Origin of the sequence: Cupriavidus taiwanensis, assembly GCF_900249755.1 — a bacterium.
Classification (GTDB): Bacteria; Pseudomonadota; Gammaproteobacteria; order Burkholderiales; family Burkholderiaceae; genus Cupriavidus; species Cupriavidus taiwanensis_D.
Map to the genome: position 1 here is coordinate 2,688,297 of NZ_LT976853.1, position 12,455 is coordinate 2,700,751.

The 12,455-nt window shown below is 68.1% G+C and carries 10 protein-coding genes; 8 read left to right on the top strand and 2 right to left on the bottom strand.

Annotated elements, in window-relative coordinates:
* Window positions 1-147 precede the first annotated feature (147 nt).
* From CBM2594_RS12265 to CBM2594_RS12275, 3 genes are all read left to right on the top strand, one after another.
* Window positions 148-1,368: a CaiB/BaiF CoA transferase family protein gene (locus CBM2594_RS12265; RefSeq protein ID WP_116357054.1), complete on the top strand. Its 1,221-nt coding sequence runs from the start codon at window positions 148-150 to the stop codon at window positions 1,366-1,368.
* A 125-nt stretch (window positions 1,369-1,493) separates the two neighbouring features.
* Complete coding sequence (locus tag CBM2594_RS12270) at window positions 1,494-1,949, top strand: DUF2214 family protein (protein WP_116357055.1); 456 nt, start codon at window positions 1,494-1,496, stop codon at window positions 1,947-1,949.
* A 40-nt stretch (window positions 1,950-1,989) separates the two neighbouring features.
* Window positions 1,990-2,985, top strand: coding sequence for a tripartite tricarboxylate transporter substrate binding protein (locus tag CBM2594_RS12275; protein WP_116357056.1), 996 nt, complete (start codon window positions 1,990-1,992; stop codon window positions 2,983-2,985).
* Window positions 2,986-3,220: 235 nt separating this feature from the next.
* Here CBM2594_RS12275 and CBM2594_RS12280 read toward each other — a convergent pair whose 3' ends face one another.
* On the bottom strand, window positions 3,221-5,002 hold the full coding sequence (locus CBM2594_RS12280; protein WP_116357057.1) for a potassium/proton antiporter: 1,782 nt from the start codon (window positions 5,000-5,002) through the stop codon (window positions 3,221-3,223).
* Between the two features lie 394 nt (window positions 5,003-5,396).
* On the opposite strand from CBM2594_RS12280, the gene CBM2594_RS12285 reads away from it, so the two are divergent.
* Window positions 5,397-5,858 carry a tripartite tricarboxylate transporter TctB family protein gene (locus tag CBM2594_RS12285; RefSeq protein WP_116357058.1) on the top strand — a complete coding sequence of 154 codons (462 nt, stop codon included), beginning with the start codon at window positions 5,397-5,399 and terminating at the stop codon, window positions 5,856-5,858.
* Between the two features lie 13 nt (window positions 5,859-5,871).
* The gene (locus CBM2594_RS12290) at window positions 5,872-7,374 is read left to right on the top strand and encodes a tripartite tricarboxylate transporter permease (RefSeq protein WP_116357059.1); all 1,503 of its coding nucleotides are present in this window, start codon (window positions 5,872-5,874) and stop codon (window positions 7,372-7,374) included.
* A gap of 117 nt (window positions 7,375-7,491) precedes the next feature.
* On the opposite strand, the gene CBM2594_RS12295 is transcribed toward CBM2594_RS12290, so the two are convergent.
* A complete protein-coding gene (locus tag CBM2594_RS12295; protein ID WP_116357060.1) occupies window positions 7,492-8,376 on the bottom strand; it encodes a LysR substrate-binding domain-containing protein in 885 nt (294 codons plus the stop codon).
* Window positions 8,377-8,538: 162 nt separating this feature from the next.
* Here CBM2594_RS12295 and CBM2594_RS12300 point away from each other — a divergent pair, with 162 nt between their 5' ends.
* From CBM2594_RS12300 to CBM2594_RS12310, 3 genes are all read left to right on the top strand, one after another.
* Window positions 8,539-9,528, top strand: a complete 990-nt coding sequence (locus CBM2594_RS12300) for a Bug family tripartite tricarboxylate transporter substrate binding protein (protein WP_116357061.1) — start codon at window positions 8,539-8,541, stop codon at window positions 9,526-9,528.
* Between the two features lie 53 nt (window positions 9,529-9,581).
* Complete coding sequence (ggt, locus tag CBM2594_RS12305; RefSeq protein ID WP_116357062.1) at window positions 9,582-11,207, top strand: gamma-glutamyltransferase; 1,626 nt, start codon at window positions 9,582-9,584, stop codon at window positions 11,205-11,207.
* 346 nt (window positions 11,208-11,553) lie between these two features.
* On the top strand, window positions 11,554-12,414 hold the full coding sequence (locus CBM2594_RS12310; protein ID WP_116357063.1) for a PhzF family phenazine biosynthesis protein: 861 nt from the start codon (window positions 11,554-11,556) through the stop codon (window positions 12,412-12,414).
* The last annotated feature ends 41 nt before the right edge of the window (window positions 12,415-12,455 follow it).

Sequence of the window (12,455 nt, forward strand, 5' to 3'; positions counted from 1 at the left end):
ACGAGATACTCATAAGTCACTTATAACGGCGCCGGCGGTTTGCCGGTGGTACAGTGCAGCCAACCCGCGCCGCCCCGTTTCCGGGGCGCGCCGACCGCCCGCATTCCGGATCCAAGTCCCCGCCTTACCTCTGCCTCGAATACCGCCATGGGAGCCTTAAGCCATCTCCGCGTCCTCGACCTGACCCGCGTCCTCGCCGGGCCGTGGTGCGCCCAGAACCTTGCCGATTTCGGCGCCGACGTGATCAAGATCGAACGCCCCGGCGCCGGCGACGACACCCGCACCTGGGGCCCGCCCTGGCTCAAGGACGAAGACGGCCGCGACACCGCCGAGGCCGCCTACTACCTGGCCGCCAACCGCAACAAGCGCTCGGTGACCTGCGACATCAGCACGCCGGAAGGCCAGCAGATCGTGCGCGACCTGGCCGCGCAGAGCGACGTGGTGCTGGAGAACTACAAGGTCGGCCAGCTGAAAAAATATGGCCTCGACTACGACTCGCTGAAGCAGGTCAAGCCCGACCTGGTCTACTGCTCGGTCACCGGCTTTGGCCAGACCGGCCCCTACGCGGCGCGCCCCGGCTACGACTTCATCATCCAGGGCATGGGCGGCTTCATGAGCCTGACCGGCGAGCGCGACGACCTGCCCGGCGGCGGCCCGCAAAAGGCTGGCGTGGCGATCTCCGACCTGATGACCGGCCAGTACGCCACCATCGCCGTGCTGGCGGCACTCGCCCACCGCGACCGCACCGGCGAGGGCCAGTACATCGACATGGCGCTGCTTGACGTGCAGGTGGCGATGCTGGCCAACATGAACACCAACTACCTGGCCAGCGGCGAGGCGCCGCGCCGCTGGGGCAACGCGCACCCCAACATCGTGCCCTACCAGACCTTCCAGGCCGCCGATGGCTGGATCATCGTCGCGGTGGGCAACGACGGGCAGTTCCGCAAGTTCGTCACCGACGGCGGCAAGCCCGAGCTGGCCGACGACCCGCGCTTTGCGAAGAACCCGCAGCGCGTGGCCAACCGCGACGTGCTGGTGCCGATCCTGGCCGAGATGGTGCGCCCGCGCACCCGCGCGCAATGGATCCGCGACCTCGAAGCCGCGGGCGTGCCATGCGGCCCGATCAACACGCTCGACGACGTGTTCGACGACGACCAGGTCAAGGCGCGCGGCCTGCGCGTGGACCTGCCGCACCCGAGCGCGGGCGAGGTCAGGCTGGTCGGCAGCCCGATCAAGATGAGCGCGACGCCGCCGCAGGCGCTGCGCCACCCGCCGCTGCTGGGCGAGCACACCGACGCGGTGCTGGCCGAGACCCTCGGCTACAACGCCGCGCAGATCGCCGCACTTCGTGCAAAAGGGGTGCTGTAAGATTCTCCTCCTGCCTGCGGCCGGCCAGCCCTGCCGCAGGCGCTTTCCGGAAGTTTCAGTTCCCGCTGAAGTACTTTCCCCGGGCCCGCGCCTGCCGCGAGCCCGCGCAAAGCAAAGGAGAACCCATGCTGACCGACGCCATCCTGGCCTTCCTGCATTTCCTTGCGATCTTCGTGCTGATCACGCTGATGGCCGCCGAGGCCGTGGCGCTGCGCCCGGACCTGACCCCGGCCACCGTGCGGCGCCTGTCGCTGTACGACCTGTTCTATTTCCTGTCGGCGATGCTGGCGCTGGCCACCGGCCTGCTGCGCCTGTTCTACGGCGCCAAGGGCGCGGATTTCTACCTGCACAACCCGTGGTTCCACGCCAAGATGGGCGTGTTCGTGCTGATCGCGCTGTGCTCGCTGCCGCCGACCTTCGCCATATCGCGCTGGCGCAAGCAGGCGCGCAGGCTGCCCGATTACGTGCCGCCGCCGTCCGAGATCAAAGCGGCGCGGCGCTGGGTCATGATCGAATCGCACCTGGTGATCCTGCTGCCGCTGTGCGCCGTGATGATGGCGCGCGGCATCGGGGCCCGCTGAGAACCGCGCCAACCATCCCCAATCCCCTGCCATCCTCAACATGCTGAAGAAACTGCTTGCCGCCGCGCTGACCGCGGCGCTGATGCCCGCCGCCGCGGTCGCGGCGACCAATGCCTACCCGACCAAGCCGGTGCGCTTCGTGGTGCCCTACCCGGCCGGCGGCCCGCTCGACACCGTGGCGCGTGCCATCGGCGACAAGCTGCGCGACAGCCTGGGCCAGCCGGTGGTGGTGGAAAACAAGCCCGGCGCCGGCGGCAACCTGGGCGCGGACTACGTCGCCAAGCAGCCCGCCGACGGCTACACCATCGTCATGGGCGCGGTGGCCACGCACGCGATCAACCCGACGCTGTTCAGCAAGATGCCGTACGACCCGGTGAAAGACTTCGCGCCGATCACGCTGGTGGCCGACGTGCCCAACGTGCTGGTGATGCACCCGGGCAAGGCCGCCGAGCTGCATATCAACAGCGTGCGCGACCTGGTCGCCTACGCGCGCAAGAACCCCGGCAAGCTGGACTACGCCTCGGGCGGCAACGGCAGCGCCGGCCACCTGTCGGGCGAGCTGTTCAAGAGCATGGCGAAGATCAGCATGGTCCATATCCCGTACAACGGCGCGTCGCCGGCGCAGCTGTCGGTGCTGTCGGGCCAGACCGACCTGATCTTCGACAACCTGGCCTCGGCGTCGGCCAATATCAAGGCCGGCAAGCTCAAGGCCTTCGCCGTGACCACCGCCGGCCGCGCCGCGTCGTTCCCGGACCTGCCGACCATTGCCGAGGCCGGCAAGGGGCAGGGGCTGGAAGGCTTCGACATCTCGACCTGGTTCGGCGTGTTCGCGCCGGCCAACACGCCGCGCGAGATCGTCGACAAGCTGAACCACGAGATCGTGGCGATCCTGAAGACCGACGACATGAAGGCCCGCCTGGCCCGCATCGGCGCACAGCCGGCGCCGACCACGCCGGAGCAGTTCGCGGCGCTGGTGCAGAAGGAGCTGAAGAAGTATGCGCAGATCGTGAAGGTGTCGGGGGCGAAGGTCGACTGACGAAAACACTCGCAGGGCCGACGGTTTTGGGTGCTCCCAAGCCGCGCGAGCTAGCCTTAGCAAGGTGTTCTCCCTCTCCCCTCATGGGGAGAGGGTCGGGGTGAGGGGTGGGCTAGCACCAAACCACATCAAGCGGAGCCACCGGTTTAAACCCACAGGCCTCAGCCTTTGACACGCCTGCCCTCACCCCCGGCCCCTCTCCCGCAAGCGGGAGAGGGGAGCAAACCAGCGTAAATCAAGCGCGCTCGCCGCTCGCCTCGCTCTTGCGCCTTCGCACCCACAGCTTCCCTCCCGAATCCCCCTCCAGCCGCGGCAGCAGCAGCCCCACCTGCACGATCTGCGCGCCTTCCATGCGCGTCACGGTCAGCGGCAGTCCCGCGATCTCGACGCTGTCGCCCTCCACCGGCGGCGAGGTAAACGCGCGCTGCATGGCCGCTTCCAGCGTCAGCGGCGCTTCGTCCGGTGTCAGCGCGCGCGTGCCGTACAGCGCGGCCACGTCGCGCAGCGGCGCGTCGCCCGACAGCAGGAAATCGTGCGACGCCTCTTCCCAGGTGGGCGCGCGGCCGGGCGCCTGGAACAGCGCCGACAGCATCGGCAGGCTGGTCACGGGCGCCAGCACCGAGACGCTGTCGCCCGCGCGCAGCACGGTCTGGTCCAGCGCCGCCAGCGCGTCGTCGCGCGCCACCGTCAGCAGCCGGCAGCGCGGCGGCAGTTCCAGCTGGTCGGCGCGCACGTTCTCGACCGGCGCGTTGGGGCCGACCTCGAACTGCATCACCTCAAGAATCGGCGCACGCGTGCCGCGCAGGCGCGAGCGCGCCACCGGCTCGGGGTAGCCGGGGCGCAGCACGCGCGCCAGCCGCGCCGCCACGGCCACCGTGGTCCCCTGGAACAGCAGGCTGGCCAGCACCACCGCAAAGGCAATGCGGAACAGCAGCCCGGACTGCGGCACCTCGCGCAGCAGCGGGAACAGCGCCAGCACGATCGGCACCGCGCCGCGCAGGCCCATCCACGCGATAAAGGCGGTCTCGCGCGCATTGAAGCGGAACGGCAGCAGCGCCAGCCATACCGCCACCGGCCGCGCCACCAGCATCAGGAACGCGGCCACCGCCACCGCGGGGCCGGCGACTTCCCAGATCCGGTGCGGCGTCACCAGCAGCCCCAGCAGCAGGAACATGGCCGACTGCGCCAGCCATGCCATGCCGTCCATGGCGCGCATGGTGTCGGCGGTGACGGCGCGCTCGCGGTTGCCGATCAGCATGCCGGTCAGGTACACCGCCAGGAAGCCGCTGCCGCCGGCGGTCTGCACGATGGCAAAGACCATGGCGCCGCCCGAGCACAGCAGGATCGACTGCAGCCCTTCGGCCACGCGCGTGCGCTCCAGCACATTGGCCAGGCAATAGCCAAGCCCAAGCCCCAGCACGCCGCCGACGCCGAACTGCACCAGCAGCCGCAGCACCAGCCCCAGCGGCGTCAGGCCGTCGGGCGCGGTCAGCCACTCGATCAGCGTCAGCGTCAGGAAGATGGCCATCGGGTCATTGATGCCGGATTCGATTTCCAGCACGCTCGCGACCCGGTCCTTGAGCCGGATGCCGCTGCTGTTGAGCGTCGAGAACACCGCGGCGGCATCGGTCGAGCCGACGATGGCCCCCAGCAGCAGCCCCAGCCGCCAGTCGATGCCGAGCAGCCAGGCGGCGAAGATCCCGACCAGCGCGGCGGTCACCAGCACCCCGACCGTGGCCAGCGACAGCGAAGGCTTGAGCGCCACGCGGAAGGTGGTCAGGCGGGTGCGCAACCCGCCGTCGAGCAGGATGATGGCCAGCGCCAGGTTGCCGACCAGGAAGCTGAGCCAGGTATCGGAGAAACGGATGCCGCCGGGGCCGTCGACGCCGGCCAGCATGCCCACCGCCAGGAACACCAGCAGGAACGGCACGCCGAAGCGTGCCGAGAACGCGCCCAGCACGATGCCCAGCGACATCACGACGGCGCCGAGCAGGATGACATGGTCGATGCTTTCCAAAACGCTCCTTGTGTTGCCTGGGGGATTGGCCTGCGCAAGCTTTCAGGACCTTTCGGAACCTTTCGGAACCTTTCAGAAGCTTTCGGAACCCTTGCGCCGCGACGGCCGCCGCGGCGCGCAAGACCGTTCCCGATGATAGCGCAGCGACCCTGGCCTCGACCCGCGAAGCCGCCTGCAGCCTGGCGCAGCGGCACTTTTAAGCGCGCTCTCACTAGGGGATACCCGAACCATGACCCCATTTGCAGACATCTGAAAGGTAGCTGAAAGGTCGCCCCCTTACCTTCCACCCTGCCCGTCGGAAGGCCTCCGCAATTCGCCGTATTGATGCAACGCAACAACGGCAGAAAAGAGTGCCCGCCGCAGATTTCAAGCAGTCATATCGAGGAGATTCACTTTGCGCATACGTAGCCAAAAGGACTTTGCCTCCGGCCTGATGTTCATCCTGGTCGGATTCGGCTTTTCCTGGGTCGCGCGCGGTTATTCCATGGGAACCGCCGCAAAAATGGGACCGGGATATTTCCCGTTCTGGCTCGGCATCGTGCTCGCCCTGCTGGGCGTGCTGGTGCTGTTCGGCTCGCTGTCGTCCAAGACGGAAGAAGACAGCCTGGCCCGCTGGGACATCAAGACGCTGTTGTGGATTCTCGGTTCGGTGGTGCTGTTCGGCCTGCTGCTCAAGCCGCTGGGCATGGTGCTGTCGGTGCTGGTGCTGGTGCTGGTGTCGTCGATGGCCAGCCACGAGTTCAGCTGGAAGGGTGCCATCCTGAACGCGGTCATCCTGGTGCTGATCAGCCTGGGCGCGTTCGTGTACGGCATCAACCTGCAGATGCCGGTGTGGCCGGCTTTCCTGGCAAGCTAAGGAGCCCGCCAACATGGAACTACTCGCCAACCTGAGTCTGGGCTTCTCCACCGCCCTGACCTTCCAGAACCTTGCGTACGCCTTCCTCGGCTGCGTGCTGGGCACGCTGATCGGCGTGCTGCCGGGCCTGGGGCCGCTGGCCACCATCGCCATGCTGCTGCCGGTGACCTACACGCTGCCGCCGGTGGCCGCGCTGATCATGCTGGCCGGCATCTACTACGGCGCCCAGTACGGCGGTTCGACCACCGCCATCCTGGTGAACCTGCCTGGTGAATCGTCGTCGGTGGTGACAACCATCGATGGCTACCAGATGGCCAGGCGAGGACGAGCGGGGGTGGCGCTGGCGACAGCCGGCCTGGGCTCGTTCTTCGCCGGCTGCGTCGCCACCATGATCCTGGCCGCCTTTGCCGCGCCGCTGTCGGAACTGGCGTTCAAGTTCGGCCCCGCCGAGTACTTCTCGCTGATGGTGCTGGGCCTGATCGGCGCGGTGGTGCTGGCGTCGGGTTCGCTGGTCAAGGCCATCGCCATGATCGTGCTGGGCCTGCTGCTGGGCCTGGTCGGTACCGACGTGAACTCGGGCGCCGCGCGCTTCTCGTTCGACGTGCCGGAACTGACCGACGGCCTGAACTTCGTCTCGGTGGCAATGGGTATCTTCGGCTTTGCTGAAATCATCGCCAACCTGGAGCAGAAGGAACACCGCGAGACCTTCACCGACCACATCACCAACCTGTTCCCGACCAAGGAAGACTTCAAGCGCATGATCCCGGCGGTGCTGCGCGGCACCGCGCTGGGCTCGGCACTGGGCATCCTGCCGGGCGGCGGCGCCTCGCTGGCCTCGTTCGCGGCGTACTCGCTGGAGAAGAAGACCTCCAAGTACCCGCAGGAATTCGGCAAGGGCGCGATCGAAGGCGTGGCGGGTCCGGAATCGGCCAACAACGCGGCTTCGCAGACCTCGTTCATCCCGCTGCTGACGCTGGGCATTCCGCCCAACGCGGTGATGGCGCTGATGGTCGGTGCCATGACCATCCACAACATCCAGCCCGGCCCGCAGGTGATGACCAGCAACCCGGCGCTGTTCTGGGGCCTGATCGCCTCGATGTGGATCGGCAACCTGATGCTGATCGTGCTGAACCTTCCGCTGATCGGCATCTGGGTGAAGCTGCTGAAGGTGCCCTACCGCTACCTGTACCCGGCCATCCTGACGTTCTGCTGCATCGGCGTGTACTCGGTCCAGAACACCACCTTCGACGTGTTCCAGACCGCCGCCTTCGGCGTGGTGGGCTACCTGTTCATCAAGCTGCGCTGCGAACCCGCACCGCTGCTGCTCGGCTTCGTGCTGGGGCCGATGATGGAAGAGAACTTCCGCCGCTCGCTGCTGCTGTCGCGTGGTGACTTCAGCGTGTTCGTGACGCGCCCGCTGTCGCTGGGCCTGCTGATCGCCGCCGCGGTGCTGGTGGTGGTGGTGGCGCTGCCGTCGATCAAGGCCAAGCGCGAAGAAGCGTTCCAGGAAGAATAAGCAGGGAACATCGCCGGCCCGCGCCGGCGGCAACAAACCTGAAGGGCACCGCGAGGTGCCCTTTTTTTCGTCCGGCGTTCTTTTGTCCGGCGCTTTTTTCGTCCGATACAGGGGCCGCTAGGCGCCGAACAATTCGCTGCAGGCCGCCCGCACCGCCGCCGTCACCTGCCCGCGCCCATGATCGCGCCGCTCCAGCATGCCGATCTGGCGCATCACCGGCTCGCCGTTGACCAGCAGCGGCAGCACGCGCAGCGCGTCGTCGTCGCGCCAGCGCGCGCGCCGCAGCAGCGGCACCACCGTCACCCCGACTTCCTGCCGCACCAGTTCGACCAGCGCCTCGATCGCGTTCAGCTCCAGGAATTCATTGACCTTCAGGTGGGCGCGGCGCAGCGCGCGCTCGACCAGCACGCCGGTGCGCTGGCTGCGGTCGAAGCGCAGGTAGGGGTTGGCCGCCAGCGCCTCGCGCGCGTCGCGGCCCGGGCTGCCGCGCGCGGCGATGGCCACCAGCGGCTCCTGGTACAGCGGCGTCCAGCGCAGCGTGCCAGGCACGCGCGACGCGCCTTCCACCAGGATGGCGGCGTCGAGCTCGCCGGCCTCGACCTGCGCCGCCAGTTCGATCGACTTGGCGCCGACCAGCCGCACATCCAGCGCCGGATAGGTGCGCTTCATGCGCGCCACCGCATGCGACAGGCCGCCCATCACCGACACCACCGCGCCCACGGCGACCGCGCCCGCCATGGCTTCGGCCGAAGCCAGCGGCAGCCGCATCTCCTCATACAGCGCCAGCAGCTTGCGCGCCTGCGGCAGCAGCGCGCGGCCGTCCGCATTGAGCACCGCGACGCGGCCGTTGCGGTCGAACAGCTCGCGGCGCAGCTCGGTCTCGAGCGCGCGCATCTGCAGGCTGACCGCGGCCTGCGTCAGCGCCACCTGGGCCGCGGCGGCGGCGAACGAGCCGTGCTCGGCCACCGCGACAAAGGTACGAAGGAAGCGGACAGTGCTCATCGATACAGGACAGGAAGCAGGAAACGCCGCACGCGCGGCGCGATCGATTCTTAATATTTTCTTGTGACATCAGCAAGAAATATTAGCTTTCTTTGTGACCGGCGGCACGGAATAATGAAGCCCGATCATCAATCGGCCCTGCGCCTGATCTCGGAGACACCTATGACATCCTGGCTGCGCCGCGTCGGCACCGGCCTCGGTATCGGCATCGGCATGGGCCTGTGCCTGGCCGCCACCCCTGCACTGGCCGACACCTACCCGAGCAAGCCGATCCGCCTGCTCGTGCCCTTCCCTGCCAGCGGCGCGACCGACCTGCTGGCGCGCGCGATCGCGCAGAAGGTGGGCAGCAACATGGGCCAGCAGATCGTGGTCGACAACCGCCCCGGCGCGGGCGGCGCGATCGGCTCCGACATGGCTGCCAAGGCCGCGCCCGACGGCTACACGCTGCTGATCGCCACCACCAGCACGCACTCGATCGGACCGCACATCAACCCCCGGCTGCCGTACCACACCGAGACCGATTTCACGCCGGTGGGCCAGGTGGCGATCGCGACCAACGTACTGGTCGTGCCCAACAGCCTGCCGGTGAAGAACGTGCGCGAACTGGTCGACTACGCCAAGAAGCATCCCGGCGAACTGAACTACGCCTCGAGCGGCAACGGCACCGTGGTGCACCTGACCTCCGAGGCGTTCAAGGCGCAGGCGGGCGTGTTCATCACCCACATCCCTTATCGCGGCACCGCGCTGGCCGTGCCTGACCTGATCTCGGGCAAGGTGCAGGTGCTGTTCGACAGCATCGTGTCGGGCCTGCCGCATGTGAAGGACGGCAAGCTGAAGGCGCTGGCCGTGACCAGCGCCAAGCGCTCGCCGCTGGCACCGGAAATCCCCACCGCCAGCGAGTCGGGCCTGCCGGGCTTCGTCTCCGATACCTGGTTCGGCATCTATGGCCCGAAGGGCATGCCGGCCGATATCGTCAACCGCCTCAATGCCGAGTTCAACAAGGCCATCCAGTCGCCCGAGGTCAGGGAACGGCTGGGCAAGCTGGGCGCCGAGCCGGTTGGCGGCACGCCCGCCCAGTTCGCCGCGATGGTGAAGCAGGACAGCGCGCGCTGGGGCAAGCTGATCAAGGACCGCAAGATCACGGCAGAATAAGGACGCAACCGCGAGGACGCCACCGGGCGCCACCGAGCACAAAGGACCCACCCATGCAGAACTTCAACTGGACCAACCCCTACCCGTCCGTGCGCATTCCGCTGTTTGCGCGCAACGTGGTCTCGACCTCGCACCCGCTGGCCGCGCAGGCCGGGTTGCGCATGCTGCTCAAGGGCGGCAATGCCGTCGATGCCGCCATCGCCGCGGCCGCCGCAATCACCATCGTCGAGCCGGTGTCGTGCGGCCTGGGCAGCGACGCCTTCGCCATCCTGTGGGACGGCAAGGCACTGCACGGCCTGAACTCGTCGGGCGTGGCCCCGGCGGCGTGGAGCCCCGAATACTTCAAGGCCAAGTACGGCACCGATGCCAACGGCCTCGCCAACCGGCCGGTGCGCGGCTGGGATTCGGTCACCGTGCCCGGCGTGGTCGCCGGCTGGGCCGCGCTGCACGAGCGCTTCGGCAAGCTGCCGTTCGCCGACCTGATGGAGCCGGCGATCGAGATCGCCGAGCGCGGCTATGCCGTGCCGCCGGTGGTGGCGCACAAGTGGGCCGCCGCGGTGCCGGAACTGAAGGACCAGCCCGGCTACGCCGACACCTTCATGCCCAACGGCCGCGCCCCGGCGGTGGGCGAGAAGTTCACCATGAAGGCCGCCGCCGAGACCCTGCGCCAGATCGGCGCCACCCGCGGCCGCGCCTACTACGAAGGCGAGATCGCCGAGAAGATCGCCGCCTTCAGCCAGCAGTGCGGCGGCGCGATGACGCTCGACGACCTGCGCAACTACCGCCCCGACTGGGTCAAGCCGATCAGCAAGTCCTACCGCGGCTACGAACTGCACGAGATCCCGCCCAACGGCCAGGGCATCGCCGCGCTGATCGCGCTGGGCATCCTCGACCAGTTCGACATGGCTTCGATCCCGGTGGATTCGGTCGATTCGCAGCACCTGCAGATCGAGGCGATGAAGCTGGCCTTCGCCGACCTGTACCAGTACGTGGCCGATCCGCGCAGCATGGAAGTCACGCCCGAGCAGATGCTGGACGACGCCTACCTGAAGTCGCGCGCCAGACTGATCGACATGCAGCGCGCCACGCATTTCAACTTCGGCATGCCCAAGGTCGGCGGCACCATCTACCTGACCGCGGCGGACGAGAACGGCATGATGATCTCGTTCATCCAGTCGAACTACATGGGCTTCGGCTCGGGCGTAGTGGTGCCGGGCACCGGCATCAGCCTGCAGAACCGCGGCGTGGGCTTCTCGATGGACCCCAAGTCCGCCAACGTGGTCGCCGGCGGCAAGCGGCCGTTCCACACCATCATCCCGGCGTTCCTGACCAGGAACGGCCAGCCGGTGATGAGCTTCGGCGTGATGGGCGGCGACATGCAGCCGCAGGGCCATGTACAGACCGTGGTGCGCATGCTCGACTACAACCAGCAGCCACAGGCCGCCTGCTGCGCGCCGCGCTGGAAGGTCAACCGCGACTTCACGCTGGATGTGGAAAGCACCATGGACCCGGCCACGGTCGAGGGCCTGAAGGCGCGCGGCCACCAGCTCAAGTCGGTCGACGATCCGTACATGGACTTCGGCTCGGGGCAGTTTATCTGGCGCCTGTCGGATGATGCCGAGCACGGCTACGTCGCAGCCAGCGACAGCCGGCGCGACGGGCAGGCAGTCGGCTTCTAAAGCAAAAAAAGGAGCGCGGTGTTGGGTGCGCCCAAGCCGCCCGAACTGGCCCAAGCAAGGTGTTCTCCCTCTCCCCTCATGGGGAGAGGGCCGGGGTGAGGGGTGGGCTAGCTAGGTGCCACATCAAGCAAGGCCAACGGTTTTAACCCACAGGCCTCAGCCTTTGACGCTCCTGCCCTCACCCCCCAGCCCCTCTTCCGCAAGCGGGCGAGGGGAGCTTGCTGCGAGCGGCGTGGTGCAGCGGAGCGCCAATCCAACTGGCCCGCCCGCAATCCCGCCAATTGTCCATGGCCCATCGCCCCGCTCTCCGTACACTGTGACGGCAGCAAACCCGGAGCCCTACGCCATGACTACCTACGCCTTCCGCCTGCTCAACGTCTTCGCCGAATCCACCTTCGGCGGCAATCCGCTGTGCGTGTTCGAGGATGCGCGCGGCATGGACGATGCCACCATGCAGGCGCTGGCGCTGCAGTTCAACCTGTCGGAAACCACCTTTATCCTGCCGTCCGGACAGGCCAGCGCGCGCGTGCGCATCTTCACCACCGGCTATGAGATGCGCTTCGCCGGGCATCCGACGCTGGGCACCGCGCACGTGGTGCGCGAACTGGCCGGCACCGGCGACGCGCTGACGCTGGAGTTCGCGGCCGGCGTGGTGCCCGTGACCGCGCAGGGCGATGTCTGGACCTTCACCGCGCCCCACCGCGGCAAGCCGAAGACCGCGCCGGCCGGCCTGCCCGACGCCGGCATGGCCAGCCTGCTCGGCCTGCGCGAACAAGACCTGCTGATGCCGCCGATGTGGGTCGATACCGGCGCCGACCAGTTGCTGGTGCCGGTGCACAGCGTCGATGCGGTGCGCCGCGCCAGCCCGGACAGCGCGCGGCTGGACCAGTGGCCGCAAAGCAGCCTGGGCCGCAAGACCGCCTACGTCTTTGCCTTCGACCCCGAACAGCCCGGGCGCGTGCTGTCGCGCTACTTCTTCACCAAGCAGGGCGGCGGCGTGGCCGAGGATCCGGGCACGGGCTCGGCCTGCGCCAACCTGGGCGGCTGGCTGCTGGCCACCGGCCACGCGCTGCCGGCGGACTATGCGATCGACCAGGGCGACGCCGTCGGCCGCCCCTGCCGGCTGCGCCTGGGCGTCGACGCCGAGGGCGCGATCCAGGTGGGCGGGCGCGTGCTGGAGATCGGCCGGGGCACCGTGACCGTGTAAGGCCACGCGCCGCGCTTGTGCGTCATTGTGCGTTACATTGA

What these genes read in the sequence shown, in the direction of transcription:
- ggt (WP_116357062.1), top strand. Translation starts at nt 9,582, where the DNA reads ATGCAGAACTTCAACTGGACCAACCCCTACCCGTCCGTGCGCATTCCG.
- CBM2594_RS12310 (WP_116357063.1), top strand. Translation starts at nt 11,554, where the DNA reads ATGACTACCTACGCCTTCCGCCTGCTCAACGTCTTCGCCGAATCCACC.
- CBM2594_RS12275 (WP_116357056.1), top strand. Translation starts at nt 1,990, where the DNA reads ATGCTGAAGAAACTGCTTGCCGCCGCGCTGACCGCGGCGCTGATGCCC.
- CBM2594_RS12300 (WP_116357061.1), top strand. Translation starts at nt 8,539, where the DNA reads ATGACATCCTGGCTGCGCCGCGTCGGCACCGGCCTCGGTATCGGCATC.
- CBM2594_RS12270 (WP_116357055.1), top strand. Translation starts at nt 1,494, where the DNA reads ATGCTGACCGACGCCATCCTGGCCTTCCTGCATTTCCTTGCGATCTTC.
- CBM2594_RS12265 (WP_116357054.1), top strand. Translation starts at nt 148, where the DNA reads ATGGGAGCCTTAAGCCATCTCCGCGTCCTCGACCTGACCCGCGTCCTC.
- CBM2594_RS12295 (WP_116357060.1), bottom strand. Translation starts at nt 8,376, where the DNA reads ATGAGCACTGTCCGCTTCCTTCGTACCTTTGTCGCGGTGGCCGAGCAC.
- CBM2594_RS12290 (WP_116357059.1), top strand. Translation starts at nt 5,872, where the DNA reads ATGGAACTACTCGCCAACCTGAGTCTGGGCTTCTCCACCGCCCTGACC.